Source organism: Streptomyces mobaraensis NBRC 13819 = DSM 40847 (assembly GCF_017916255.1).
GTDB classification, from domain to species: domain Bacteria; phylum Actinomycetota; class Actinomycetes; order Streptomycetales; family Streptomycetaceae; genus Streptomyces; species Streptomyces mobaraensis.
Genome location: NZ_CP072827.1, coordinates 249918 through 274469 on the forward strand (window position 1 = coordinate 249918; position 24552 = coordinate 274469).

A 24552-nucleotide genomic window follows, 5' to 3' on the forward strand; every position below is an offset into this window, starting at 1 on the left:
GCCCCGGCGGGAACGCACAGGGAACCGTAATGTTTTCGCGACAGAACGGCACAAACCTATGGGATCCCATCCCATAGGGTCGAGCAGTGATCGAACGTCGTAAAGGGGCACATGCCCGGAAAGCCGCCGCTCCCGCCGGCCTCCGCCGGCTGCTGGGCACTCGTCAGGGAACCGCGCGCCGCTTCGGGCGGTGGTTGCGTCCGGCGTACCCGCGCCCGGGGCGGTCGGGCTGGCGGCGCTGGGTCCCTTCGTGGCGGCAGACCCTGGGGCTGATATTCAGCTGCGTCGGCGTCGTCACCGGCCTCCTGGCGATCATGTACGCGCGCACGGAGATACCCGCCGACCTCAACGCCTTCGCCACCCAGCAGGACAACGTCTACTACTGGGCCGACGGCACCGAGATGGCGCGCACCGGCGAGGTCAACCGGCAGGACCTGCCCCTCGACAAGGTCCCGGAGAAGGTGCGCTGGGCCGCGCTGGCCGCCGAGAACGAGACGTTCTACTCCGACAGCGGCGTCTCCCCCAGCGGCATGCTCCGCGCCGTCACCAAGATGATCACGGGCGGCAGTACGCAGGGCGGCTCCACGATCACGCAGCAGTACGTGAAGAACGCCTACCTGAACCAGGAGCAGACGTTCTCGCGCAAGCTCAGCGAGATGTTCATCGCCATCAAGCTCGACCGCAAGCTGTCCAAGGACGAGATCCTCGAGCAGTACCTGAACACCAGCTGGTACGGGCGGGGTACATACGGCATCGCGCGGGCCGCCCACGCGTACTACGACAAGGACGTCTCGGAGCTGAACGCGAGCGAGGGGGCCTTCCTCGCCTCGCTGCTCAAGGGGGCGGCGCTGTACGACCCCGCCGTGAGCGCCAAGAACCACGAGCGCGCGGTCGAGCGCTGGAACTGGGTCCTGGACCGGATGGTCGCCATCGGCAAGCTCTCGAAGAAGGAGCGGGCCTCCTACACCCGCTTCCCCGAGCCCGTCCGCCCGCCGCACCCCACCGGGCTGGCGGGCCAGACCGGTTATCTGGTGGAGACCGCGCGGGCGTACGTGACCGCGCACAGCGACGTCTCCGACCAGGACTTCGCCCGGGGCGGCTACCAGATCCACACCACCTTCGACCGGCGCCGCGTCGAGGCACTGGCCAAGGCCGTCGGCAAGGCGCGCGCGACCCTCGGCCCGGACCCGGACCACCCCGACCGCGACCTGCGCATCGGCGCCGCCTCGGTGACCACCGACGGGCGCATCACCGCCCTCTACGGCGGCGAGGGCTATCTGAAGCAGGGCTTCAACGACGCCAACTCCTCGGTGGTGCCCGCCGGGAGCGCCTTCACCCCGTTCGTCTACGCGGCGGCGCTGCGCGACGGCGTCCAGAAGGAGCGCGGCAAGCCGCGCACCCCCGTCACCCCGGCGACGCTGTACGACGGCGATGACAAGATCTCCCTGCTGACGCCGGAGGGCCCGTACTGGGACCGCTCGGGGAAGATCGTCAAGGCCGAGAACGACAACGGGAAGTCCTGGGGCAAGATCTCGCTGAAGAACGCGGTCGCGCAGTCGGTCAACACGTCGATGATGCAGCTCGGCATGGACGTCGGCCTGGACCGGGTCGGCAAGGTGGGCGTGGAGACGGGTCTGCTGGAGAGCAGCCTCGGCGAGAAGCTGCCGTCGTTCTCGCTCGGCACCTCGACGCCCAGCGCGATCCGCATGGCCGACGCCTACGCCACCTTCGCGGCCGAGGGCCGGCACACCGACCCCTATTCGGTGAGCGGGCTCCGCCGGAACGGGGCGGACGTCCCCGTGGAGCGGCCCAAGCCGCGGCAGGCGCTGCCGGCCCCCGTGGCCAAGGCGGTGGACGACGCGCTGCGGGAGGCCGTCCGGCACGGCACCGCGCTGGCGGCGAAGGCCGCCGGGCCCGGCACCGCGGGCAAGACGGGCACGGCTCAGGACGCCAAGTCGGCCTGGTTCGTCGGGTACCGGGGGGACCTGTCCACCGCGGTGTCGCTCGCCCGCATCGACCCGAAGACGCAGGAACTGCTGCCCCTGGACGGGAGCGGGGACGGCAAGGACAAGAGCGACGCCAAGGGGAAGGGGAAGGCCAAGGGCGGCGGCCCGTCCCCCGCCTCCGTCCCGCTCGGCATCTGGACGCGGTACATGACCGGCCGCTCGTGAGCGGGGGCCCGGGGCGGTCCCCTGACCGCCCCGGGCCGTGCCCGAGGTCTACTTCACGATCGACTTCCAGTCCGGGGACTGCGCCGGGTCGAGCCCGCGCAGCCGGGCCAGGACGTCGGGGTCCTGGACGTCCAGCCAGTCGGCCAGCTGCTTGAAGGAGACGCAGCGGACGCCGTCGCGCTTGCACACGGACTTCACGACGTCCTCTATCGCCTTCATGTATATGCCGCCGTTCCAGTCCTCGAAGTGGTTTCCGATGAACAGCGGCGCCCGGCTTCCGTGGTAGACCCGCTCGAAGCCGTTGAGGTAACCGTCCCGGGTCAGCTTCCGCCACTCCGCGTATTTCTTCGGATCGCCCTTGGTCTCGTCACCGGACTGGTTGTAGAGGAAGTTGAAGTCCATGGAGAGGACCTGCTTCTCGCTCTTGGGATAGGGCAGCAGCTGCAGCGGGAAGTTCCATATGCCGTCGATCTGGGACGGCCATATCTGGAAGTCGCCGGGCGAGCTGGCGTCGTAGCGCCAGTCGAACTGCCGCGCCGCCTTGAGCAGGTTCTGCTGGCCCTCCAGGCACGGCGCCCGGCCGCCGGCCAGCTCCTTCTCGTAGTCGAAGGGGAGCGGCGGCAGGTCCTTGTAGCCGGTGTTGGTCTTCCAGTGCTGGACGAAGGAGTACGCCTGCTCGATCTCGCTCTTCCACTCCGTCTCGCTCCAGTCGCCGCCACCCTTCTTGCCGCAGAAGTGGCCGTTGAAGTGCGTGCCGATCTCGTTGCCGTCGAGCCAGGCGGCGCGGAGCTGCTGGAGGGTGTCCCGGATGTGCGCGTCGGTCGCGTAGGAGATCGCGGATTCGCCCGGCTTGTGCTGCGGGGGCTTGTACTGGGACGCCTTGGATTTGGGCAGCAGATAGGTGCCGGTGAGGAAGAACGTCATGGTGGCGTTGTTCTCCTTGGCCACCTCGCGGAAGTGTGAGAAGAGGTGGTCGTCGCCCTCCAGGGCGCCGTCCCAGGAGAAGACGACGAACTGCGGGGGCTTCTCCCCCGGCTTCAGCTTCTCGGGCTTCGGCTGCTTCGGCTGGGGGCCGGTATAGGACGTGGAGCCGTCGCCGAGCACCTTGACCTTGCCGTCCCACTTCTCCTCCGGCTTGCGGCGGTTCTGCGGCCGGCTCTTGTGGGCGGCGGCGGAGTCCCGCGACGCGCCCGGCGAGGGCGACGCCGAGGAGTCCTTCCCGCCGGACTTCCCGCCGGAGTCGCCTTCGGAGTCGCAGCCCGACACCCCGAGTGCGACAGCGGCCGCGGCGACCAGGGCCGTCGCGCACTGCATGGTCCTCTTCGACACCTACGTACCCCCTGCCACCAAAACACACATTCCGGCCCCAGTATCACAGGAACCACTACTTCAACTCCCCATCACCCTGCCTTCATTCGGACATTTGCCGTCAAAAGCGACGCGATTCAATGGGCGGCAGGGGTGCGCGGGACCCGGTGGGCCCGGCCGGGGAACGCCGGACCGGGCCCCCGTCCGCGCGGCGAGGGATGCCCGCCCGCCGCGCGGCGGCACCGGTCAGGTGCGGTAGGCGTAGTAGACCGCGTCCGGGTAGGACGCGATGATGCTCGCCACCGACTTCCGGTAGGTGTTGGTGGAGTGGTACGTCAGGTACGGGAGGCCGTACCGGCTGCGGTACGTCACCATCATGGAGTGGTCCTTCGAACCGTCACCGTCGAAGTCCATCTGCATGACGTCGCCGACCTCGAGCTGGTACACGTTGGCCAGGCTGGTGACGCGCTTCGAGTTGAGCGCGTACCACGACCACTCGTTGACGCCGACCCAGCTGTCGGACTGGCCGGAGGAGCCGTACCACCACTTGCGGTAGTCGTCCGCCGAGCCGGTCTCGGGCTTCCAGCCACCGGCCTGCAGGGCCTGGCTGAGGAAGTTGGTGCAGTCGCCGCCGGCCTCGTTGAACTTCCGGTAGGACGGGTTGTAGTTCCGCCAGTACTTCTCGGTGTAGGCGGCCATGGCCGCGTAGTCGACACCGGCCTTGGCGCGCTTGGGCACCGACTGGCTCGTCCACGCGGTGGAGGCGCGGGGGGCGCTGGGCGTGGGGCCGAGGGAGGCGACGCGCTTCCGCACCGTGGGGTCGTTGACGGCGATGGGACCGTCGTCGTCGGTCGTCAGGGCCGTGAGCTCCCAGGTGCCGCCCGGGCGGGCGGTGAAGCGGGCCTCGTGCCGGGCCTTGAAGCCGGTCGTGACCGGCTCGTCGCCGCGGACCTTCTTGTAGGTGAGCGTGGTGGTCTCGGTGAGCCGCACGACCGCCCGGCCGCCGGCGGAGCGGGCCCCGTCCACGGCGACCTGGACGTCCGCCTTGGTGTACGCCTCGTGGAGGCCGGCGAGCCGCTTCTTGCGCGCCTGGAGGGTGGTCAGCCCGGCCTGCTCCGACTTGGCCGCGGCGGCGGCCAGCCGCACCTTGCGGTCGAGCTGGGTGGCTATTCGCGGCGTCTTCACCGAGTCCAGCAGCGCCGAGGTGCGCTCGGTCAGCAGGGTGTCGGCGGCCCGGCCGAAGGAGGCGACGGTCGCCTTGTCCACCGCGCCGGTCGCGGGCGCGGCGCTCGCGGTGGAGGCGGGCACCAGCACCGCCGGCACGGCCATGGCCAGCACGGCTCCGACGGCTGCTCTGAGAGTGGTTGGTTTCACGAAGTTTCCCCTTGTCACCCGGCCCACACGGGCCGGGCACGGAATCTTCGCACGAGCCCCCCACGCCCGGAATGCTGGCCCCCGCATCCAGCGCTCCCCCTTCCCGGCCCCTTCCCGGCCCCTCTCCGGCCGCCCGTGACGGCCCGTCCGCCGGTGTGGTCCCGGGGCCCGGTGGGCGGCGGAAAACCGCTGCCAGGAGGGGACCTTGTGACCTAAGGTCCAGACATGACGAGACTTCGCAGGGCGGCCTCGGCCGCCGTACTCGCCTGCCTGCTCCCCCTGACCGCGACGGTGGCCGCCTCCGCCGCGCCGGAGACCCCCCGGGCGCCGGCTCCCGCCACCGCCGCCGCCCGGCTGCCCGACCCCACCGGGCCGTACGCCGTCGGCCGTTCGACCTTCCACCTCGTCGACCACGGCCGCAAGGACCTCTGGGTCCCCGAGGCGGACGGCCGCGAGCTGATGGTCGACGTCCACTACCCCGCGCGCCCCGGGGCCGGCCCGTCCGCCCCCTACGCCACCACGGAGGAGGCGCGCCTGCTCCTGAAGGACCGTGAGCTGGACAAGGTCATACCGCCGGAGCGGTTCGCCGCGACGCGCACGCACAGCCGCGTCGACGCGGCACCGGTGGGCGGGCGCCACCCGCTGGTGGTGCTCTCCCCGGGCTTCAGCGTCGCCCGCTACACCATCACCGCCCTGGCCGAGGACCTGGCGAGCCGGGGGTACGTGGTGGCCTCGATCGACCACGCCTACGAGTCGGTGGGGACGCTCTTCCCCGGCGGCCGGATGCTGACCTGCGTGGCGTGCGAGAAGGCGCAGAGCGAGAAGGACTTCAACGCGGCCGTGGTGAACCGCGCCAAGGACGCCTCTTTCGTCCTGGACCGGCTGACGGGTTCGCGATCGCCGTGGAAGCACGCGGATCTGATCGACCGTCAGCGGGTGGGCATGGCCGGGCACTCGCTCGGCGGCGCGACCGCGGCCGCCGTCATGGCGGCCGACCCCCGGGTGCGGGCCGGGGTGAACATGGACGGTTCCTTCCAGGGGGCGGTGCCCCCCGGCGGGCTCGGCGGCCGGCCGTTCATGATGCTCGGCACCGACGACGGGATCCACCGGCCGGGCGGCGAGGACAAGTCCTGGGACGAGGCGTGGTCCCGGCTGGACGGCTGGAAGCGGTGGCTGACCGTGGCCGGCGCCGACCACTTCTCGTTCTCCGACTTCCCCTTCCTCGGCGACCAGTTGCTGCCGCCGGGGACCCCGTACCCGGGCTCCGGACTCTCCGGCCGGCGGTCGCTGGACATCACCCGGTCCTACGTCGCCGCCTTCTTCGACCGGCATCTGCGGCACATCCCGCAGCCACTGCTCGCGGGCCCGACGCACGCCAATCCGGAAGTACGGTTCAACCAGCCCTGACGAGGGAGTGACAGGTGATGGCGATCCGCCCCGCCGATGGTCAAGCGGCGCTCACGGCACGGTTGTCGGCCGAGGACGGAGAGGAACCGGACGTGCGCGAGGGCCAGTTCCACCGCGTGGTGGTCGGCGCGCGAAGAGTGCTGTGCTTCCCGCGCACCCCGGCCGCGGCGGCCCGGCTCCCCGCCCGCGCGGCGACGCTGCGGGCGGTCGGCCGGGCGGGCCTGCCGTTCGCCGTCCCGTCGCCGCTGTCCGTCGAGGACGGCACCGGCGGCCCGGCGCACCTGGTGCTCACCCGGGTGCCGGGCGCGCCGCTGGAGCCGTCCGCGCTCGCCCGGCCGGAGGCCGCCGACGCCGCGGCCCGGCAGTTCGCCGCGCTGCTGGCGGCGCTGGGTCGCGCGGGCGGCGAGCCGGGACCGCGCGCGGAGCTGCCGGAGGCCCCGCGCGACGAGTGGCGCCGGTTCGCGTCCGACGTCCGCGCGGAGCTGTTCCCGCTGCTGTCCGCCGCCGGACGGGCGCGGGCCGAGCGGGAGCTGGCGGCGGCCGAGGCGCTGCCCTACGTGTCGGGCGCCCTGGTCCACGGCGACCTGGGCGGCGAGAACGTGCTGTGGGAGACGGAGGACGGGCTGCCCGAGCTGCGCGGGGTGATCGACTGGGACGAGGCCGTGATCGGCGACCCGGCCGTGGACCTGGCCGCCGTCGCCGCCTCGTACGGGGACGCGTTCCTGCGCCGGGTGGTGGCGCTGGGCGGCCCCGCCCTGCGCGGCCCGGCCGCCCGAGTGGCCGCGATCCGCGGCACCTTCGCGCTCCAGCAGGCGCTGTCCGCGCTCCGGGACGGTGACGCGGCGGAACTGGCGGACGGGCTGCGGGGATACGGTCACCGGGACGGGACCGCGGTCACCCCCGGGGCAGGGCCTCAAGGCCCTCCCGCAGGTCGTCCGCGTTCATGACGGGGTGCAGTTCGACCTCGGCCTCCATGTCGAGGAAGAACCGCTCCAGCAGCGCCGGCATCTCGGAGGACTCCCGCATGTCGAAGACGAGGATGCAGGTGCGCCCGCCGTCCATGCAGGTGAAGTAGGCGGCTTCGGGACGGAGCTGTTCGAGGACGTCCCGCATGGCCGCCCCCATGGTGCCGTTCCTGACCGCCTCGTTGGCCGTGTGGGTGTCCAGCCGGGCCCTGAGCAGAGTACGCATGGCGCTCTCCTTCGCCATGGCGTGCCGCGCCCGGCGCTCGGGTTCCGCGCCGACCGGAAGCGCGGGACGTCCCTTCCACCGTCCCTCCGGGCCGCCGGGCAGGCAAGGCGGGACCGCGAGGGCCGGGGGAAGCGGCGGCGAGGCCGCCCGGTGGAGACCGGCCACATCGGCTCAACTTGACCTGTACATGCCCCCTCACCGGTGGTGGCATGTCTCGCGCAGTCACTCGGCGGAGCAGCTGGAGGCATCCCCATGTGGAAACCGGCACTCATCGGCACCGCGGCCGTGGCACTCGCCGCCACCGCCTTCTCCCCCCAGGCCGCCGCGGCCGAAGGCGCGCCGCCGCCGGGGAGAATCCAGATCGACGTGGTCTCCGTCAACGGGTCGGGCTGCCCGGCGGGGACGGCGGCCGTCGCCGTGGCGGGCGACAACACGGCCTTCACCGTCTCGTACAGCAACTACCTGGCCCAGGTCGGCGTCGGCTCCAAGCCCACCGACTTCCGGAAGAACTGCCAGCTCGGCCTGAACGTCCACGTCCCGCAGGGCTACACCTACGCCATCGCCAAGGCGGACTACCGCGGGTTCGCCCATCTGCAGAGCGGGGCGACGGGCCTGGAGAAGGCGAGCTACTACTTCCAGGGCATGCAGCAGACGACCTCCACCAGCCACCGCTTCAGCGGCCCGTTCAGCGACGACTGGCAGACCACCGACGTGACGGACGTCGACGCGCTGGTCTACGCGCCCTGCGGCACCCAGCGGATCCTCAACGTCAACACCGAGCTGCGGGTGAGCGCCGGCACCTCCGACCCGGGGTCGACCACCAGCTTCATGGCCATGGACTCGGCCGACGGCAGCGTCAACACCCTCTACCACTTCGAGTGGAAGCAGTGTTCCTGATCCGTGCCTCATCCGCGCTCCCGGGCGCGGCGCAGCGGGACCAGTGGGACCAGCGAGACCAGGGAGACCAGGGAGAGGGGCCTTCATGCGCGGACCCACCAAGCTCAGACCGGCCGTGCTCGGCGGCGCCGCGGCGGCCCTGCTGACCGTCGCGGCCCCGCCGGCGGGCGCCGCCCCGATCGGGGTGCCGCCGCCGGACAAGATCGTGATCGACGTGGTGACCGTCAACGGGTCGGGGTGTCCGGCGGGCACCGCGAACGTGGCGGTGTCCCCCGACAACACGGCCTTCACCGTGTCCTACAGCAACTACACGGCCCAGGTGGGCGTCGGCTCCAAGCCCACCGACGCCCGCCGGAACTGCCAGCTCAGCCTGAACGTCCACGTCCCGCAGGGCTTCACGTACGCGGTCGCGCGGGCGGACTACCGCGGGTTCGCGCACCTGGAGAAGGGGGCCGCGGGGCTGGAGCGGGCGAACTACTACTTCCAGGGGATGCAGCAGACCTCGTTCGTCAACCACCACTTCACCGGCCCGCTCAACGACAACTGGCAGACGTCCGACACTACGGACATCGACGCGCTGGTCTACGCGCCCTGCGGGGCGATGCGCTACTTCAACATCAACACCGAGCTGCGGGTGGACGCCGGTACCTCGGACACCTCCAAGACGTCCAGCTTCCTGATGATGGACTCGACGGACGGCAACATCAGCACCCTCTACCACTTCGCCTGGAAGCAGTGCCCCGCGAGGTGAGCGGGGAGCGTCCGGGTACGGAACGGCCCGCCTGGCGACGGATGGCGTCGCCGGGCGGGCCGGACGGCGAGGGGCGGGACGCGCCTCAGTCGTGCGCCTCGGCCTCCACCGGCTTCGGGATCAGGAACGACGTCCCGATCGCGAGGGCCAGGATCACCACACCGGCGATCATTCCGGCGACGTACCCGCCGGGCGAGGACGGGTCGGACGGCGCCATGGCCGTCTTGACGGCGTAGAGCGCGGCGAAGCTGAGCCCCGCGCCGAGGTTGAAGGCGCCCGCGTTCAGGCCGGGCAGGAAGCCGGGGTTCTCCTTGGGCGAGAGCACGATGCCCAGCCCGTTGAGGACGATGTTGGCCACACCCGCGTAGGCGATGCCCACCAGCAGGGAGGTGACCAGCAGCAGGACCCGGGAGTCCGCCGGCACGGTCACGATCATCAGGATGACGGAGAGCACCGAACCGGCGAGGCCCAGGCGCAGCACCCGGCCGTAGCCGTAGGTGGCGGCGAGCCGGCCGGCGACCGGCCCCATGGCCAGTCCGGCGAGCGCGTACGGGGTGAGGGTCCACCAGGCGGACTCGCTCGCGCTCATGCCGAGGCCGGCCTGCGCGTCCTGGGCGAAGGACGGGATCAGGCCGTTCATGACCGCGAAGACACCGGTCATGGTGAGCACGGTGGTGAGCAGGGTGGCCCAGGTGGCGCGCTGCTTCAGGTGGTGCGTGGCGACCAGCGGGTTCGGCGAACGGTTCTCGGTGCGCCAGAAGAGGGCGAAGGCGAGCGCGGCGACCACGACGAGCCCGCAGGCGAGCGTCCAGTCGGCGGCCTCCAGCTTCCCGGCCTCGTTGAGGGCGACGAGCAGCGAGCCGACGGATACGACGAGAAGGCCGACGCCGGGCCAGTCCATCCGGTGCGCCGACGGGACCCTGGTCTCGGGGGTCATGGTGGCGACCATGACGGTGGCGATGAGGGCGACGACGGCCATCGCCCAGAAGACGGCCTGGAAGCCGTGGTGGTCGGCGAGGTAGCCGCCGCCGAGGGAGTCCACGCCCGCGATGCCGCCGTTGACGGCGGTGATCACGCCGAGCAGGGTGCCGTAGCGCTTGGGCTCGGGCACCTCGACGCGGAGCATGATCAGGCAGAGCGGCACGGTCGGGCCGGACGCGCCCTGGATGACCCGGCCCAGGAACAGCACGGCCACGCTGTTCGCCAGCGCGGCGACGACGCAGCCCACGGCCATCAGGGCGAGCATCCCGACCAGCACCTTGCGGCGCCCGAGGATGTCGCCGAGGCGCGGGAGGAACAGGGAGAACAGCGCCGCCGAGGTGAAGAACGCGGTCTGGGTGAGACCGATCTCCGCGGAGGTGGCGCCGAGGCTGTCCTCGATGCTCTTCAGCGCGGGGCTGAGCATGCTCGCGTTCAGCTGGAAGGCGATGCAGGCCGTGAGGAGGGCGGTGACCAGGACGGCCACCCGGGTGGTGCGGCCGGCCGGGGCGCCGGTGGTGGCGTCGGCGCCGTGCGGGCCGGTGTGAGAAACGTTCATGCCTCGACGTCTTCGTGGGGGGCGACACCCGCTGCCCGATGGGACAGCGGTGGAGCGGAGCGCTTCGGGTGTGCGGCATCGTCTCCGCCGTCCGCGGCGCGGCCGTTCCGTCGGCCGGAACGAACCAGGTCACGAACCGCCCGTACGTCCAGTCCGTGGCCAAAGGTACCTGTTGTGGACGGTTGACCGGAGTCCGCCGTTCCGCTCCCGGCCGGACAGCTCCCTCACATCACCCGGTGACGCCCACGCCGTCACCGACCGCTACGAAGACCCCCAAGGGGTCGCCACGCCCCGTCAGGCGGTGCCCATGGTCTCCGCGAAGGTCTCCGGATCGGCGTCGAAGCCGCGCAGGAGCGGACGGAACGACCACAGCCCGCCGGCGTCGCGGACGAACTCGCCCACCGTGGCCGCGGTGGCCCCGCCCACGGACGCGAAGTCCTCCTCCGCCAGCACCTCGTACCCGGCCACGATCTGCACCCGGGGCGCGGCCACGTCCGCGAAGGTGAGCCGGCCGTCGGTCTGCTGGGCGGCCACGCCCACGACGACGCGCCCGTTGGCCTCGGACATCCGGAACAGCTCGACGGTCATCACCTCGTCCCAGCCCAGCCCCTTGCCGTCCCGGCTGTCGCGGTTGAGGACGACGGTGCCGTCCGGTGAGCGGCGGCCGAAGTGCACCAGCTGGGCCGGGGCGCCGTGCGGATCGTCGGCCCGGAGGACGGCGATCACCAGGTCGAGGTCGTGCGGGTCGGCGCCGTAGGGCGCGGGATCCCACTTCAGCCGCACCTCGGCCTTCTCGATGCCCTTGCCGAAAACGCTCACGCGTCGTCCCTCCCCGGGTCCGGTGCCTTGTGTCCCCACATGATGGCGTGGAGCGGGGCGGCCCCGGAAGGGGGATCCGGCGGCACCGCACGGTGGGGGGACGGGGCGGGCGCCCGGCCGCCGGGTCAGGACTTCCGGTAGCGCCGCAGCATCCAGGGCAGGGCGACCGCCCACAGCCGCCGCCACACCGGCCTCGGGAGGAACCGGCTGCGCTCCTCCCGCCCGTACGGGTGCCGGCCGCCACCGGGGCGAGGGCAGTGCCCTCCGGGATCCGCGGCCTTCGGTGCGGTAGGCACCGCTTCGTACCCCAGGCGCGGGGCCGCTCCCCGAGCCGCTTCTCTCCTGACGTCTTGTCAATGCAATGTCACATTACTACGTTACGCATCACACAGCGCTCAGTGGCCGTCTCCCCCAAGCACCCCGAACCAGGGGGAAGTCCGGCCTCCCTCGAATCCCCCACGTATCCCCCCACTCTGGAGACAACGGTGTCCCGACACAGACCTGTCCGCCGCACCCTGGCCGCCGGCGCCCTCGCCGCGGCCCTGCTCGGCCCGGCCGTCCCGGCGGCCGTCGCCGCGCCGGCGGGCGCACCCGGCCGTCCGGCCCCGAAGCCGGCCTCGACGGCGGCGCCGGGGACGGCCGGGCCGGACGACGGCCACGACCGGGCCGACCGCCTCGCCCGCGCCCCCCGGCCGGCCGCCCGCCCCCTGCCGGCCCCCGGCGGCCTCCCCGACGGCCGGGTGGCGGGCGCCCGTACGCCCGCCCACCAGGGCGGCACGCCCCGCCCGGGCCTGGCGCCCTGCACGCTCGACGGCGTCACCGGCCTGGGGCCCGAGGCGTTCGCCGACTTCCTCGCCGACCCGGCCGTCACCGCCGACGGCTGCCTCCGCACCCTCATCTGGACCTGGGACGCCCGGCTCGCCCCCGTCATGTCCAAGGCGCACGTCCAGGCCGTCTCCCGCCGGATATCCGCCCTCGCGCCCCGGCACGACGGCCGGAACGGCGGCCACCTGCTGGAGATGCTCACCTACCTCCACGCCGTCGTGTACCACGACTTCTCGCGCACCGAGATCGACGTCACGGACCCGCCGACCGCCGAGGCCATGCGCCGCGCGATCAGCGACTTCGGCGGCGCGGCCCACAGCTTCGACGTCACGCGCTCCAACGCGGAGAGCCTGCGCGAGGCCCTGTACGCGGGCAGCGGCCCCGGGCTGCGCCAGTCCCAGCTCGGCCTGATCCGCAAGGTCCTGGCGACCATGGACCCGTACCACACCACCACGTACAAGGACCCGTCCTGGGCCGGCGCCGCGCTCGCCGGGCTGTCCGTCAACTACCTGGGCCTGTACCCGGGCAACAAGGACACCGCGTTCCGCACCGTCGTCACCGGCAACGCCGCGTACCGCGAGGCGTTCCGCAAGTTCGCCGGCTACACGCACCTGAAGGGCACGCCCAACGAGTGGGTGGTGCGGGACGCCGTCGGCGAGTACGGCCGCTTCGGCGAGGTCGACGCGCTGCGGAACGAGACGGTGTCCGGCCTCGGCGCGCTGCTGCCCGTCGCCGAGCGGAACTTCGGCGCGCTCGGCTCACCGTGGGCCAAGGCGGCGGGCTGGCTGGTCTACTACCAGTCCTGCGCCGCGTACGGCGTCTGCAAGCCGGACATCGAGCGGCGCCTCTTCCCCGTCACCTACACCTACGACGGGGGCGGCATGAAGGTGCGCACCGCCCTGGACCGGGCCACCGTCGACCGGCTGTACTACGCGAGCAAGCAGGTGAAGGCCCAGTTCCACCGGGTACTGGGCACCGAGAAGCCGCTGGCCGGCGACGTCAACTCCACCCTGAACATCGTCCTGTACGCCTCGCGCGCCCAGTACGAGGACTTCCAGCCGCTGCTCACCGGGCTGAGCACCGCCAACGGCGGCATGTACATCGAGCAGGGCGCGACCTTCTACACGTACCAGCGCCGCGTCCCGCAGGACTCCTCGCTGACCCTCGAGGAGCTGTTCCGGCACGAGTACACCCACTACCTCAACGGGCGGTGGGCCGTGCCCGGCCTGTTCGGCGAAGGCCCCTGGTACCAGGGCGACCGGACCACCGCGATGGACGAGGGCACGGCCGAGTTCTTCGCCGGGGCCACCCGCGGCGACGGCGTCAAGGTGCGCAAGTCCCTGGTCCGGGGCGTCATCAAGGACACGGCGAACGGCGGTCCGCGGATGAGCGTCGACCGGCTGCTGCACGCCACGTACGACGGCGACGGCTTCCGCTTCTACGACTACGCGGGCACCTTCTTCGAATTCCTCTGGACGGAACGGCCGTCGCTGCTGCGCGAGATGTACGGCCTGCTGCGGGCGGACGACCCGACGGGGTTCGACGCCTGGCGCGACCGGATGGGCAAGGACGCGGGACTCCAGCGCGCCTACGACGCCTTCCTCGACCGGCGGATCGCCGAGGTGGACGGGCTGTACGTGCCCAGCACCGACGTCATCCCCAACGACCGGCTGCGGGACGCCTCCCCCGAGGCCGTCGGCGCGTCGCTGGCCTCGGCCACCTCGCTGACGCCCGCCTGCGCCGCCGGCCCGGACCCGTCGGTGCGGCGCTTCGTGTGCACCGGCCGGATCACCGCGAGGCTCACGGACGCGGCCGACCCCGACCGGGTGTTCCGCGACATGTCGGGCACGGTCGACTACTTCATCCTGGAGCGGGCCCGTCCCGCCTCCACCAACCTGGAGGAGATGAACTGCTCCTTCGGGCCGGTGGACGTCTGGTCCGACGGCCGGGGCGGGACCTCCGACTACACGTGTGAGGGGCCGCTGCGCAGCTGAGCGGCCTTACGGGCGGGCCGCCGGCCCGCCCTCTCACCGTTCGCCGCCCTCCTCCGGGCGCATCGGCGGCTCGACGGGCGCCTGCGGCTCGGGGCGCAGCAGGACGGCCCGGGCGACGGCCGGCGCGAACAGGGCGGACGGCGGTACGACGAGCCCCGTCATCGCCCGGAAGGCGGCCCCGACGACCGGGTCGCCGGTGGCCCGCCGGACGACGCGGGACATGTACCAGGTGCCGGGCCGGTCGACGGCCCGGACCGCGGTGGCGTTCCCGAGGGCGGTGGGCAGCAGGCGGTCGCCGCCCGCGGAGATGTTCCACGGTGGGCGGACGGTCGCGCACAGCGCCCGCTGCACCCGCCGGGTCGTCGGGACCCGGCGGGTGTCGTCCAGGGCCTCGCGCAGGGCCAGGGCACTCAGCGCGGCCACCGTCATGCCCTGCCCGTACACGGGGTTGAAGGCGCACAGCGCCTCCCCGGCGGCGAGGAAGCCCGCCGGGCGGCGGCCCGGACGGTCGTAGCGGCGGCGGACGTTGGCGGTCGACCGGTAGCCGTGGGCGGGGCCGAGCGGCTCGGCCTTGTCGATCCACTCGCCGAAGACGGGATGCGGCAGGTGGTCGGCGAAGGCCCGGAAGCCGGCGTCGTCGGTGGGCGGTTCGCAGCCCCGGAGCCCGGAGAGCAGGACGGTCCAGCGGTCCCCTTCCATCGGCAGGATGAGCCCGCCGTACGGCTGGGTGGCGTCGGGGACGATGTAGACGCCCCGGAACGGCGCGCCCACGTTGGCGCCCGCCCGGTAGAAGCGGGTGGCGTAGGCGAGTCCGGTGTCGATCCGTTCCTCGTGGGCCGGTTCGGCGCCGAGTTCCGTCAGCCAGCCGGGTGCCCGGGAGGAGCGGCCGGAGGCGTCCAGCACGAGGTCGGCCGCCAGCGTGCCGGGCTCCTCCCCCGCCCGTCCGGCGCCCCGGGCCCGCAGCCGGACGCCCCGCACCCGGTCGGCGTCACCGACCAGGCCGGTGACCTCCGTCCCGTCGACGAGCCGGATCCGGGGATCGGCCAGCACCCGGCGGCGTACGACCCAGTCGACCAGCGGACGGGACGCGCTGACGAAACGGAGGGTGGCGGGGGTGCGGCGGTACCACCGGCCGGCCTGCCAGTGCAGCAGCTCGTCGGGCATCCCGATCGCCGGGGCGCCGTGCCCGCGCAGCTCGTCCATGACCCCGGGCAGCAGCCGGTCCAGCGCCTGCCGCCCGCTCTCCAGCAGCACGTGCGTGTGCCGGTCCTGCGGCAGCCCCGCCCGGTGCTCCGGCCCGTCGGGATAGCGGTCGCGCTCGACGATGGTCACCGTATCGGCGTGGTCCGCCAGCACACACGCCGCGAGCAGCCCGCTCAGGCTCCCCCCGACAACCACCGCGTGCCGCCCACGCACCCCTGCCGTCGCACCCACACACAACCCCCAACTCCGGCCGCCCCACTCCCACGGCGAGACGGACTCCTTCCCCCGAGCAGGGCCACGCTACCGGTCGCGCGGCTCCTCCGCTCCCGGCCTCTTCGAGGAGCGCGGCGACCCCGGCCAGGAAGCGCCGCAGGCCGAATGCGAAGAGGCCGTCGAGGTCGAACTCGTAAGGCGCCCGCGGCCATCTGCGCGGGCGCCCCTCGCCGCGGGATGCCGTCGCTCGCACGGCAGTTGGCGCGGTGCCTCTAGCGGGGGCGTGCCGAGTGTTCGACGATGACGCAGCGGGTCTCGGCCAGGACGGCGACGAGGCTGCCGCAGTTGTTGCTGTGGTCGACGGCGGTGCTGGTGAGGATGCCGGTCAGGACGCCGTCGAAGGTGTCGGTGTTGTGCGTGGGGGCGTGGCCGCGGTCGCCGTCGTTGCGGCAGTCGCGGGAGGTCAGGAGTCCGACGGAGTCCCGGCAGTTGTTGGACGAGTCGTCGGCCTGCTTGTTCCGTACGCCGCTCGCCACGCCCGACGCGCCCACTACGTTGCGGTCGCCGCTCCGGCCCCCGTCGTCCGCCGAGGCCGGGCCCGCCAGGCCGAACAGGGCGACGGCCACCGTGCCCACGGCGACACCGATCCGCATCAGGCCACTCATCACGCATCACTCCGTCATGTAGTCGTTCGATCGCCCTACGCTCCGCCGTGTGGCGGATCCGTACGACCAACGGCGGGCGGTTCGTACGAGGAACGGACCATCGCGTCGACCCACTCGAAAGAGGGATCCGCTCTCGGATGACGACAATGGGGGGAGGAGCATGGCTCCTGCCCGCCAACCGGCTCTCCCTGGGAGCGGCACATGACGAACCCCGACCCATCGGCACGGCGTCTGCGCACACGCGTGGATCTCCACGGTGATCGCGCCGCCATTCGCCTCACGGGCGAGGTGGACCTCGGCACCGCCCCCGGACTGCGCCGGGCCATTTGCGCCTGCCTCGGGCAGCACCGCCCGTGCGCCCTTGACCTGCACCTCGCCGAGGTGAGCTTCTGCGACTGCACGGGGCTGAACACCCTGCTGTGGGCCCGGCTGGAGGCGGCGGACGCGGGGGCCGCGCTCGTCGTGCGGGGGCCGTTGCAGAGTGGCGTCGCCCGCCTGCTGTCGGTGACCGGGACCGATACGGTGCTCGGCCCCTTGGCCGCCTGAGCGGGCCGGCCGACCGCGCGTCTCACAGGCCGGTGGGGACGCGGTAGACCACCAGGGCCTCGTTCTCCTTCTCCAGGGTCAGGCCGCCCGGCACCGGGGCGGTCTCGCCGTCGTAGGCGAAGTGCGCGCCGGGGTGCAGCCCGCCGACGCGCAGGCGTCGCAGGCGGGCGGTGCTCAGGAGCGGAGTGCTGCGGATGCCGCCCGTCAGGGCCGCCGCCAGGAGGCGGGTGCGGGCCAGCCGGCCGGCCGAGACGATGCGGACGTCCAGGACGCCGTCGGCGAGGTCGTGGCGGCGCACCGGGGCCGCGCCGAGGCCGCGGTAGGTGCAGTTGCCGGCGAAGACCGTCCAGACCCGACGGCGCCGGCCGTTGATCTCGACGGTGATGGGCCGGCCGGCCCGCAGGACGTGCACGGCGGCCAGGATCCCGGCGGGCCAGGCGCCGATCCGGGAGGCCCATCGCTCGCGGATCCGGACCAGCTCCGGGTAGGCGCCGACGCTGAAGGTGTTGAGGAACCACCGTTCGTCGCGCTCCATCCCGCCCCGGATCCGCACCATGTCGACGGCGACCGCCTCCCCGCACTCGACGGCCCGGCAGGCGTCGCCGAGGGTCTCGATGCCCAGGTCGTAGGCGAAGTGGTTGCGGGTGCCGCCGGGCAGCACGGCCAGCGGCAGTCCGTGCCGCCTGGCGACGGCCGCGGCGGCGTTGACCGTGCCGTCGCCGCCCAGGACGCCGAGCGCGCCCCCGAGCTCCCGGGCCCGGTCCGCCGCCTCCTCCAGGGCCTCCTCCAGTGAGGGGCCGGAGGCGTCGGGGCGGGTGCCGACGGTCAGGAACTCGGCGCGCGGCAGGGCGGAGCGCAAGGGTTCGACGACGTCCGGGCGTTCGGTCAGCCGCTGGCCCGAGCCCGGGTTCGCGACCACGACCAGCCCCTTGCCCTCCGTGAGGGCGGGCGCGTCCGCCTGCGGCCGGGCGGGCGGCGCGAGCTGCCGGCGGGTGGGCACCAGGCCGCGTACGGCGAACGCGGCGCCCGCGCCGAGCGCCGCCCCGATCAGCACGTCGCCCGGGTAGTGGACGCCCGTGTAGACGCGGGAGAAGCAGACCGACGCGGCGAGCGGCGCCAGGGCGAGCCCCCAGCCGGGGTTCTCCAGCGCGACGCCGGTGGCGAAGGCGGCGGCCGACGCGGAGTGCCCGGAGGGGAACGACGTGGTGATCGGCTGCCGGGCCAGCCGGCGGACCAGGGGGACGACGTCCAGCAGGGGCCGCTCGCGGCGCACGGACCGTTTGCCGATCGTGTTCACCGTCGCCGAGGCCAGGGCGAGCGACGCGGCGCCCCGCAGCGCGGCCCGCCGGGCCGGCCTGCCGCCCAGGACGGCCGCACCGGCCGCGATGCCGAACCACAGCAGGCCCCGGTCCGCACTGCGCGACAACCGGGGCAGTACGCGGTCGGCGCCGGGCCAGTGCCGGGTCGCCACCGCGCGGAAGGCCGCCTCGTCCCATGAACTCACCGCTTTGCGCATGCGCCACGACTACCCCGGCGGCGGGCGATGATGCGGACGCGCCGGAGGGCGGCGGCATCCGGTTATTCGGTGCCGCCGCCCTCCGGCGCGTTTCGTTTTTCGCTCCCCGTCAGTAGGCGGAGTTCACGTTGTCCATCGAGCCGTACTTGTCGGCCGCGTAATTGCAGGACGCGACGATGTTGGCGACCGGGTCGTAGATGTCCCAGGACGTGCCGTCGACGTGGTACGCCTTGAACGTCGGGTCGATGATCTGCAGCAGACCCTTCGACGGCACACCGTTCACGGCGTTGATGTCCCAGTCGTTGATGGCGTGCGGGTTACCGGTCGACTCCCGCATGATGTTCCGCTTCACACCCTCGTACGAGCCCGGGATGCCCTTGGCCTTCATGATGTCCAGCGCCTGGGCGATCCAGCCCTCCAGGTCATTGCCGTACGCCTTCGGCGCCGGAGCGGCCGGCTTCTGCAGCGGCTTGCGGTCGGTGGAACGGTTCGCGGCCTGCTTCTCGGCGCGCTGCTTGTCCGCCTCGGCCTTCACCTTCGCCGCCGCCTCGGTCTTCGCCCGGGCCGCGGCCTCGTCCGCGTGACGCGCCGACTCGCCCTGGCCCTGACCCGCGAGCGCCTTGGTCTCGAACGCCACCGGCTTCACGGCCGGACGCGCGTCCGCCATCGCCGGGCCACCGGAGACCACCGCGAAAGCGACCGCGGCGGCACCGGCGGCACCAAGGCCGGCGGCGGAGAACTTGTGGACCTTCGACAGACGGGTATAGCCGGAGTGGTTGGAGCGCATCAGTAGCTGAACCTCTCGGATCGGGAAACCGCACTCGGCCGGAACCGGCGCAAGCAAAAGCGCCGTTCTCGGTCGGACGGCGCCGTGCGGTCCAGCAATTGTTAGCGGCCCGGGAAAACCCCGACAAGCACTGTGACCTACTCCCCCGCTTCGTTGTCAGCGCATCGCACCGGCCGATTTCGCGGGGAATTCGGGAGCGCACGGCACTAAAGAGGTCCGTATGTGATCGAGGCCCTATGCGCGGCCTCACACCGCGGCCCCCTCCGGATCACGCAGGGCGAGGGTGCGCATACGGACCGCGGGGGTCGCCGCGCGCGGCGCCGTGCGGCGGCGCGTTCCCGCCGCGTGCGCCAACTTCCCGCTCCGTCGCGCCGGTTGCGGCGCATCGGCCGGGGAGGAGCGGGCATGCGGTCCGGTGCCCACCGGCGGCACGGAGCCGGCAAGCGATGGGCGGCAACGGCATGGACGGTTGTGAGACCGGGAGGTGGACGATGCTCTGGTGGGGCTGGCTGATCATTGCGGCCGTGGGCCTGCTCGTCGTGGCCGGCACCCTGGCCGGCGTACAGGCGCGCAGGCGGGCCGGAACGGTGATCGTGGTCCGGCGCGGGCACCGGGCGGGCAGGGGAGGCACGCGGTGGACTCGCTGATGCTCGCGTCCGAGCTGGCCAAGCGGCCGGTGGTGACCCTGGACGGGGAAGCCGTCGCGGAGATCAAGGACACGGTCTTCGACGGCGCGGCCGGGCAGATCACCGGGTTCACGCTCAATGGGCGCGGCCTGCTGGCCGGGCCGCTCAAGCAGAGCCTGCCGTGGTCCTCGGTGCACGCGCTGGGCCGGCACGCGGTGATGATCCCCGGCCGGGAGGCGCTGGCCGAGCCGGCGGCCGTCGTGGCCTCGGGCGAGGCGGCGCACGGTGCGGTGCCGGGGGCGAAGGTGCTGACGGAAGAGGGCGTCGAGGCGGGCAGCGTGCTCGACGTCGTGGTGGCTCCGGATGGCCGTGTGGTCGGATTCCGGATCTCCGCCACCGAGGCGTTCGTCCACCGGGAGCACGGGCGGAACGGCGTCTTCGTGCCCCGGGGCGAGGCGCTGGCCGTCTCGGGGCGGGCGCTGGTGCTGCCTTCCGGCGCGTCCCATTTCGTGGCGGACGACCTGCCCAGTTTCACCACGCAGGTGGAGATCTTCGCGGCGAGGGCGGCGGACACCAGGCCGCGGGGAGCGGACGCCGGCACGGCGGCGGAAGGAAAGGAGCACCTGTGATGATGCTGTTCAGCGGGACAAAGGGGCTGCCCGTCGTGACGGCCGACGAGGCGGCCGAGCTCGGCACCGTCGAGGCGCTGGCCGTCGAGGCCCCGCTGGGGCTGATCGGTCACCTGCGGCTGTCGGGCTCCGGCGGCCCGGCCCGCAGGGGCCGGGCCTGGCTGCCCTGGAGTCTGGTGCGGGCGGTGGGCCCTGACGCGGTCATCGTCCGCTCGGCCGCGGAACCGGTGGTGGCGCGGGAGCCGGACCACCACGAGATCCTGGGCCGCCGGGTGCTCACCGACCGGGGTGACGAGCACGGCACCGTCAAGGACGTCGCCTTCGACCCCGCGACCGGGCGCATCGGGACCGTGCACACCACGCAGGGGAACGTGTCCGGGCACCGCCTGCTGGGCCTGGGCGACTACGCCCTGGTGGTCCGCGCGGAGTGACCGGCCGGCCGGCCTTCGGGCCGGACGGCCCGGTCCGCCGCCCGCAGCGCCGTGCGGGCGGCCGGGACGGCCGGGCGGGGCAGGACCGTGTCGACGGCTCCGGAGACGCCCCCGGCGCGCACCCCGGAGCGAGCCCCCGAGCGGGCGTCGGAGCCCGTCGCGGCGTCGGGGGCGTCGGCCAGCCGCCGGCGGGCCGCCCGCAGCGCGTCGGCGATGTCGCGGGTGCCGGTGGTCACGCACAGGGTGTAGGTCACGTCGGCGAGCTGCCGCCGGATCGCCGGGTCCGCCGGCCGTGCGGTCGCGGAACGCTGCAGTGCCGTGTGGCGCTCGACGAGGTCGCGGAGTACGGCGGGGTGGGCGAGCAGCATGGGTTCCTCCCGGAGGGGTGTGGACAGGCGTACCGACCAGGACGCGCCTGCCCCGGATCCCGCCGCTCATTCCGTTTTCGTTCACCGGTGCCTTCCGCTTCGCCGTCGGCACCGGCTCTTTCCCGGCCGCCCCCGGCTTCGCTCGCACCCCTGGAGGGACCGCGTGCACCGGGAATTCCCCTCCGTCCGGGGGGTAGCGCCAAAGGCGTTCCGCCGAGGGCATCAGTTCCGGCCTCGCGGATACACGCACCGGTATGAGCGGGGAACTCGCAGCCGTAGAGGAACTGTTGACGGGGGCGCGAACGCGCCGCCAGGTGGCCCGGGCCTATCGGCGGATCCGGGCGGGAGACGGGCCGGGACGGGACGGACCGTACGCGCGCGGTGCCGCGGCCGGATACCGGTGGGCGCTGGGCGCGCCCGGCGGGGCGCCCGTCACCGGCGCCACCCCGCACGGCGGGGTGAGCATGGAGACGCTGATGGCGGAGGTGGACGCGGCCGTGGTGCAGCTCGACGACCCGGCGCAGCCGCCCGGCGCCGCGCTGTACACCCAGGGCGCGCACGACGCGCTGGCCTGGATCTGCGGTCTCAGCGACCACTGCCCCTGACGGCGGAGCAGGAGGGCCCGGGAGCAGGGGTGCCGGGCGTGGTTCAGGCCGGTACCAGGGTCGTCACCAGCACGTCGCGGACGGCGGGACGGCCGGGGTCGAGGGGGCGGACGGGCGAGACCTCGTGGAGGGTGGCCCGGTCGTCGCCCAGGAGCAGGGTGCCGGGCTGGGTGAGGGTGACGGCCAGCAGCCGGTCGCCGTCCGGGGTGTGGACGGCGCTCTCGCCGCCGGTGGCGTTGTGCCGGGCGACGGCGAGGGACGAGACGAGCGTGACGCCGTCGCGGTGCCGGCCTTCGGGGGTGGGCTGCCCGTCGCCGTCGGCCGAGGCGAGGACGCGGAACGGGTGGACGTTGGCCTTCCACTCGGTGCGGTCGTCCAGGGCGGTGGCCGTGCGGCCCAGCAGCCGGAGGAGGGCGCGCAGCACGGGGTCGGCGACGAAGTCCGGGGTCAGGGGCTCGAAGTGGCGGTCGACGTCGACGTAGAGCGGGTTGCTGCGGTCGGGCTGGACGAACGGGACGTGGTCCAGCGGGCGGATCGCGCCGGTGGCCGGCGTCACGGCGAACTGACCGTAGCGGCGCAGCCGCCGGCCGCCGCGCGCGGCGGCGTACGGGTCGGGGGCGAGCCGGTCCCAGTGGGAGGCGAACGCCGCCCAGCGCCCGCCGGCGTCCCGCGCGTCGAGGCGGGCCCGTACGTCGGGGGCCGTGAGCAGGTACACGCCCTCGGTGGCGAGCGCCCGCCGGGCGGCCTCCACCGGGTCGGTGCCCGGGTCGGGCGGGGCCGCCGGGCCACCCGGCCGGACGCTCTCGCCGGTCTCGCCGGTCTCGCCGGTCTCGCCGGTCTCGCCGGTCTCGCCGGTCTCGCCGGTCTCGCCGGTCTCGCCGGTCACATGGTCCACGGGTGTGGTCCACGGGTGGTCGCCTCCCTCGGTCGGCGCGTCGTTCCCGCCGGGGCGGGAAGCGGTGGCCGCGCCCGGGCCGTCGCACGGGGGAACCGCCCGTGGAATGCGGACGGTTCCCCGGTGGCCGTGCTGCCCCGCGGGCCGGGCCGGGGGCCTCGGCCGGGGCCCTCGCGGTCCGGGCCTCGATCGTGGCCTCAGTCGCGGTCCTCGTAGTGGGCCAGCGCGAGGCCGAGGGTGAAGAACGTCGGCGCCCACTCGCCGACGAAGATGCCCCAGCGGTCGGCCCGGGCGGTGCCCGCGCCCTCCGCCTTCAGCGACCCGGCCCAGGCCACCACCGTCAGGGCGATCGAGCCGAAGGCCATGCAGTAGGCGTGTTCGCTCCGCAGTCCGGCTTCGTGCAGTTTCTGGACGATCATGCTCATTCACCCTTCCGTGGGGGACGTCGAGATCGTCGTTCCAGCGTGCACGCCCCCCTTCCGGGCCGCATCTCGGGCCGGGCGGGACGACGCTTGCGCACCGGACCGCCGGGAAGCCGGAGACCGGTCACCAGGGGTGGTCGGGCGCGTCGTCGGGCTCGGTGACCCAGCCGGCGGCCAGGATCAGACCGGACCGCCGGTGCACGGCCAGGAAGCCGTACGGACGCTCGAAAAGGGCGGACACGTGCCGTGAACGCCGCGTCGGCACGCCGGCCGCGGCCATGCCGAACGCGGTCACGGCCGCCGCCTCGAACCCACGGGCCGTGAACGCCGCCACGACGTTCTGCCGCGCCGACGAGACCGCCAGCGGGACCGGGCTGATGCCCGGGAAGTGCCCGGTGGACCGGTCGACGGCCGTGCGCAGCCCGAATGCTTCGGGGCGTTCGAGGAGGTCGTGTTCGGCGCGGACGGTGAACCGGGCGGTGGAGACCGCCAGGACCGGGCTGTCGTCCCAGCCGGTCGCGTCGGCGACGGTGACGCCCGGGCCCGGTTCGCCGTAGGGCAGGGCGGAGCCGGGAACGGTGACGTGGTCCCCGGCGAGCACGCCCGGGCCGGCCGCGAGGACGTCCGCGCCCGGGACGCCCTCGGCTCCGAGCAGCAGGTACACGTCCAGGCCGTTGTCCCCCCGGACCTCGGCGACGGTCAGCGGCCCGGCGGGGGTGTCCGGCGCGACCCGGACCGAGTCGAGGTCGCCGCCGGTCCGGTACAGCCCGGCCAGTCGGCGGTCCCGCCACGGGCCGGTCTCGGGGGTGAGCCGGCCCTCGGAGAAGGGCGTCGTCCACCGGGTGCGCACGAGCAGGGCGCCGGCCAGGACCATCGCGAGGTCGGGGCCGGTCGGCACGGGCATCGACGGGACGGCGCCGGCCGTGTGCCCGGCGGCCCAGGCGTCGAGCGCGCGGCCGTCCCGCTCGGGGTCGCCGGTCAGCTCGCCCCGCACCCCGTCGGGCAGCCTCGCCTCCCACACCGGCCGGATCGGCACGTCCCGTCGCGTCCACAGCCCGACGGCGGCGTCGACGCCGTCGGCCGCGCGCAGCACCTCGACCATCCGGCGGCCGCGTTCCGCCGCGTCGGCCGCTCCCGGCAGGCCCAGGACGGCGCGCAGTTCGGAGCGGGCCGGGCCGTCGGCGCCCGCCGCCAGGAGGGCGAGCAGCGGCCAGACGGCGGCCGCGGAGAACACGGTTCCGCGCCCCTCGCCCGGTCCCACGGCGAGCCGCGCCCAGTCGGCCGTCAGGTCGTTGACGGAACGTATCGCTTCTTCGTCGGGTCCGGTCGGCACCGGGCACCCACCCCTCTCGCTCACAGGCTCTCGTCGCTC

General features: G+C 73.5%; 25 protein-coding genes. 11 read left to right on the forward strand and 14 right to left on the reverse strand.

Annotated features, from left to right (window positions below; genetic code table 11):
- Window positions 1-86: 86 nt before the first annotated feature.
- Entirely contained in the window at window positions 87-2171 is a 2085-nt protein-coding gene (locus J7W19_RS00860; protein ID WP_063825755.1) for a transglycosylase domain-containing protein, read from the forward strand.
- A 48-nt stretch (window positions 2172-2219) separates the two neighbouring features.
- On the opposite strand, the gene J7W19_RS00865 is transcribed toward J7W19_RS00860, so the two are convergent.
- Entirely contained in the window at window positions 2220-3485 is a 1266-nt protein-coding gene (locus tag J7W19_RS00865) for a polysaccharide deacetylase family protein (protein ID WP_004940640.1), read from the reverse strand.
- A 240-nt stretch (window positions 3486-3725) separates the two neighbouring features.
- Window positions 3726-4817 carry an amidase domain-containing protein gene (locus J7W19_RS00870; protein ID WP_004940642.1) on the reverse strand — a complete coding sequence of 364 codons (1092 nt, stop codon included), beginning with the start codon at window positions 4815-4817 and terminating at the stop codon, window positions 3726-3728.
- Window positions 4818-5078: 261 nt separating this feature from the next.
- On the opposite strand from J7W19_RS00870, the gene J7W19_RS00875 reads away from it, so the two are divergent.
- On the forward strand, window positions 5079-6260 hold the full coding sequence (locus J7W19_RS00875; protein WP_004940644.1) for an alpha/beta hydrolase family protein: 1182 nt from the start codon (window positions 5079-5081) through the stop codon (window positions 6258-6260).
- Window positions 6261-6277: 17 nt separating this feature from the next.
- Entirely contained in the window at window positions 6278-7207 is a 930-nt protein-coding gene (locus J7W19_RS00880; protein ID WP_004940651.1) for an aminoglycoside phosphotransferase family protein, read from the forward strand.
- Here J7W19_RS00880 and J7W19_RS00885 read toward each other — a convergent pair.
- The gene (locus J7W19_RS00885) at window positions 7155-7451 is read right to left on the reverse strand and encodes a hypothetical protein (protein ID WP_040888256.1); all 297 of its coding nucleotides are present in this window, start codon (window positions 7449-7451) and stop codon (window positions 7155-7157) included. The two genes, J7W19_RS00880 and J7W19_RS00885, sit on opposite strands and share 53 nt — an antisense overlap.
- Window positions 7452-7703: 252 nt before the next feature.
- On the opposite strand from J7W19_RS00885, the gene J7W19_RS00890 reads away from it, so the two are divergent.
- Both J7W19_RS00890 and J7W19_RS00895 read left to right on the forward strand, forming a co-directional pair.
- Entirely contained in the window at window positions 7704-8348 is a 645-nt protein-coding gene (locus J7W19_RS00890) for a DUF4360 domain-containing protein (RefSeq protein ID WP_004940653.1), read from the forward strand.
- Between the two features lie 85 nt (window positions 8349-8433).
- Window positions 8434-9099 carry a DUF4360 domain-containing protein gene (locus J7W19_RS00895; protein WP_004940656.1) on the forward strand — a complete coding sequence of 222 codons (666 nt, stop codon included), beginning with the start codon at window positions 8434-8436 and terminating at the stop codon, window positions 9097-9099.
- Window positions 9100-9184: 85 nt separating this feature from the next.
- On the opposite strand, the gene uriT is transcribed toward J7W19_RS00895, so the two are convergent.
- The 3 genes from uriT to J7W19_RS00910 form a co-directional block, all read right to left on the reverse strand.
- Window positions 9185-10636, reverse strand: coding sequence for a uridine transporter UriT (gene uriT / locus J7W19_RS00900; RefSeq protein WP_004940660.1), 1452 nt, complete (start codon window positions 10634-10636; stop codon window positions 9185-9187).
- A 294-nt stretch (window positions 10637-10930) separates the two neighbouring features.
- Window positions 10931-11455, reverse strand: coding sequence for a TerD family protein (locus J7W19_RS00905; protein ID WP_004940663.1), 525 nt, complete (start codon window positions 11453-11455; stop codon window positions 10931-10933).
- 125 nt (window positions 11456-11580) lie between these two features.
- Window positions 11581-11751, reverse strand: a complete 171-nt coding sequence (locus J7W19_RS00910; protein ID WP_158688733.1) for a hypothetical protein — start codon at window positions 11749-11751, stop codon at window positions 11581-11583.
- 189 nt (window positions 11752-11940) lie between these two features.
- Here J7W19_RS00910 and J7W19_RS00915 point away from each other — a divergent pair, with 189 nt between their 5' ends.
- Window positions 11941-14274, forward strand: coding sequence for a collagenase (locus tag J7W19_RS00915; RefSeq protein ID WP_004940664.1), 2334 nt, complete (start codon window positions 11941-11943; stop codon window positions 14272-14274).
- Window positions 14275-14307: 33 nt separating this feature from the next.
- Here J7W19_RS00915 and J7W19_RS00920 read toward each other — a convergent pair whose 3' ends face one another.
- Both J7W19_RS00920 and J7W19_RS00925 read right to left on the reverse strand, forming a co-directional pair.
- Window positions 14308-15690, reverse strand: coding sequence for an FAD-dependent oxidoreductase (locus J7W19_RS00920; RefSeq protein WP_078587748.1), 1383 nt, complete (start codon window positions 15688-15690; stop codon window positions 14308-14310).
- A 272-nt stretch (window positions 15691-15962) separates the two neighbouring features.
- Window positions 15963-16355: a hypothetical protein gene (locus J7W19_RS00925; protein ID WP_040888213.1), complete on the reverse strand. Its 393-nt coding sequence runs from the start codon at window positions 16353-16355 to the stop codon at window positions 15963-15965.
- Between the two features lie 201 nt (window positions 16356-16556).
- Here J7W19_RS00925 and J7W19_RS00930 point away from each other — a divergent pair, with 201 nt between their 5' ends.
- Window positions 16557-16901: an STAS domain-containing protein gene (locus tag J7W19_RS00930; protein WP_063825757.1), complete on the forward strand. Its 345-nt coding sequence runs from the start codon at window positions 16557-16559 to the stop codon at window positions 16899-16901.
- Window positions 16902-16923: 22 nt separating this feature from the next.
- Here the strand turns inward: J7W19_RS00930 and J7W19_RS00935 are convergent, their stop codons facing one another.
- The gene (locus tag J7W19_RS00935; protein WP_004940672.1) at window positions 16924-18417 is read right to left on the reverse strand and encodes a bifunctional phosphatase PAP2/diacylglycerol kinase family protein; all 1494 of its coding nucleotides are present in this window, start codon (window positions 18415-18417) and stop codon (window positions 16924-16926) included.
- A 109-nt stretch (window positions 18418-18526) separates the two neighbouring features.
- Window positions 18527-19204, reverse strand: coding sequence for a transglycosylase SLT domain-containing protein (locus tag J7W19_RS00940; protein WP_210455239.1), 678 nt, complete (start codon window positions 19202-19204; stop codon window positions 18527-18529).
- A 491-nt stretch (window positions 19205-19695) separates the two neighbouring features.
- Here J7W19_RS00940 and J7W19_RS00945 point away from each other — a divergent pair, with 491 nt between their 5' ends.
- The 3 genes from J7W19_RS00945 to J7W19_RS00955 are packed head-to-tail and all read left to right on the forward strand — an operon-like array spanning window position 19696 to window position 20890.
- Window positions 19696-19851, forward strand: a complete 156-nt coding sequence (locus tag J7W19_RS00945) for a hypothetical protein (protein ID WP_210455240.1) — start codon at window positions 19696-19698, stop codon at window positions 19849-19851.
- Window positions 19839-20459, forward strand: a complete 621-nt coding sequence (locus tag J7W19_RS00950; protein ID WP_004944766.1) for a PRC-barrel domain-containing protein — start codon at window positions 19839-19841, stop codon at window positions 20457-20459. The genes J7W19_RS00945 and J7W19_RS00950 overlap by 13 nt, the downstream gene beginning before the upstream one ends.
- Entirely contained in the window at window positions 20459-20890 is a 432-nt protein-coding gene (locus tag J7W19_RS00955) for a PRC-barrel domain-containing protein (protein ID WP_004944765.1), read from the forward strand. Before J7W19_RS00950 ends, J7W19_RS00955 begins: the two co-directional genes overlap by 1 nt.
- Here the strand turns inward: J7W19_RS00955 and J7W19_RS00960 are convergent.
- Window positions 20863-21258, reverse strand: a complete 396-nt coding sequence (locus J7W19_RS00960; protein WP_004944761.1) for a DUF5133 domain-containing protein — start codon at window positions 21256-21258, stop codon at window positions 20863-20865. The two genes, J7W19_RS00955 and J7W19_RS00960, sit on opposite strands and share 28 nt — an antisense overlap.
- Before the next feature lie 254 nt (window positions 21259-21512).
- Here J7W19_RS00960 and J7W19_RS00965 point away from each other — a divergent pair, with 254 nt between their 5' ends.
- Window positions 21513-21863, forward strand: a complete 351-nt coding sequence (locus tag J7W19_RS00965; protein WP_233478043.1) for a hypothetical protein — start codon at window positions 21513-21515, stop codon at window positions 21861-21863.
- Window positions 21864-21906: 43 nt separating this feature from the next.
- Here J7W19_RS00965 and J7W19_RS00970 read toward each other — a convergent pair whose 3' ends face one another.
- The 3 genes from J7W19_RS00970 to J7W19_RS00980 form a co-directional block, all read right to left on the reverse strand.
- Window positions 21907-22758 (reverse strand): 2OG-Fe dioxygenase family protein, encoded by an 852-nt coding sequence (locus J7W19_RS00970; RefSeq protein ID WP_233478044.1) that lies wholly within the window; start codon window positions 22756-22758, stop codon window positions 21907-21909.
- A 197-nt stretch (window positions 22759-22955) separates the two neighbouring features.
- Window positions 22956-23177 carry a hypothetical protein gene (locus J7W19_RS00975; RefSeq protein WP_004944756.1) on the reverse strand — a complete coding sequence of 74 codons (222 nt, stop codon included), beginning with the start codon at window positions 23175-23177 and terminating at the stop codon, window positions 22956-22958.
- Between the two features lie 127 nt (window positions 23178-23304).
- Complete coding sequence (locus tag J7W19_RS00980) at window positions 23305-24513, reverse strand: serpin family protein (RefSeq protein WP_004944753.1); 1209 nt, start codon at window positions 24511-24513, stop codon at window positions 23305-23307.
- Window positions 24514-24552 lie beyond the last annotated feature (39 nt).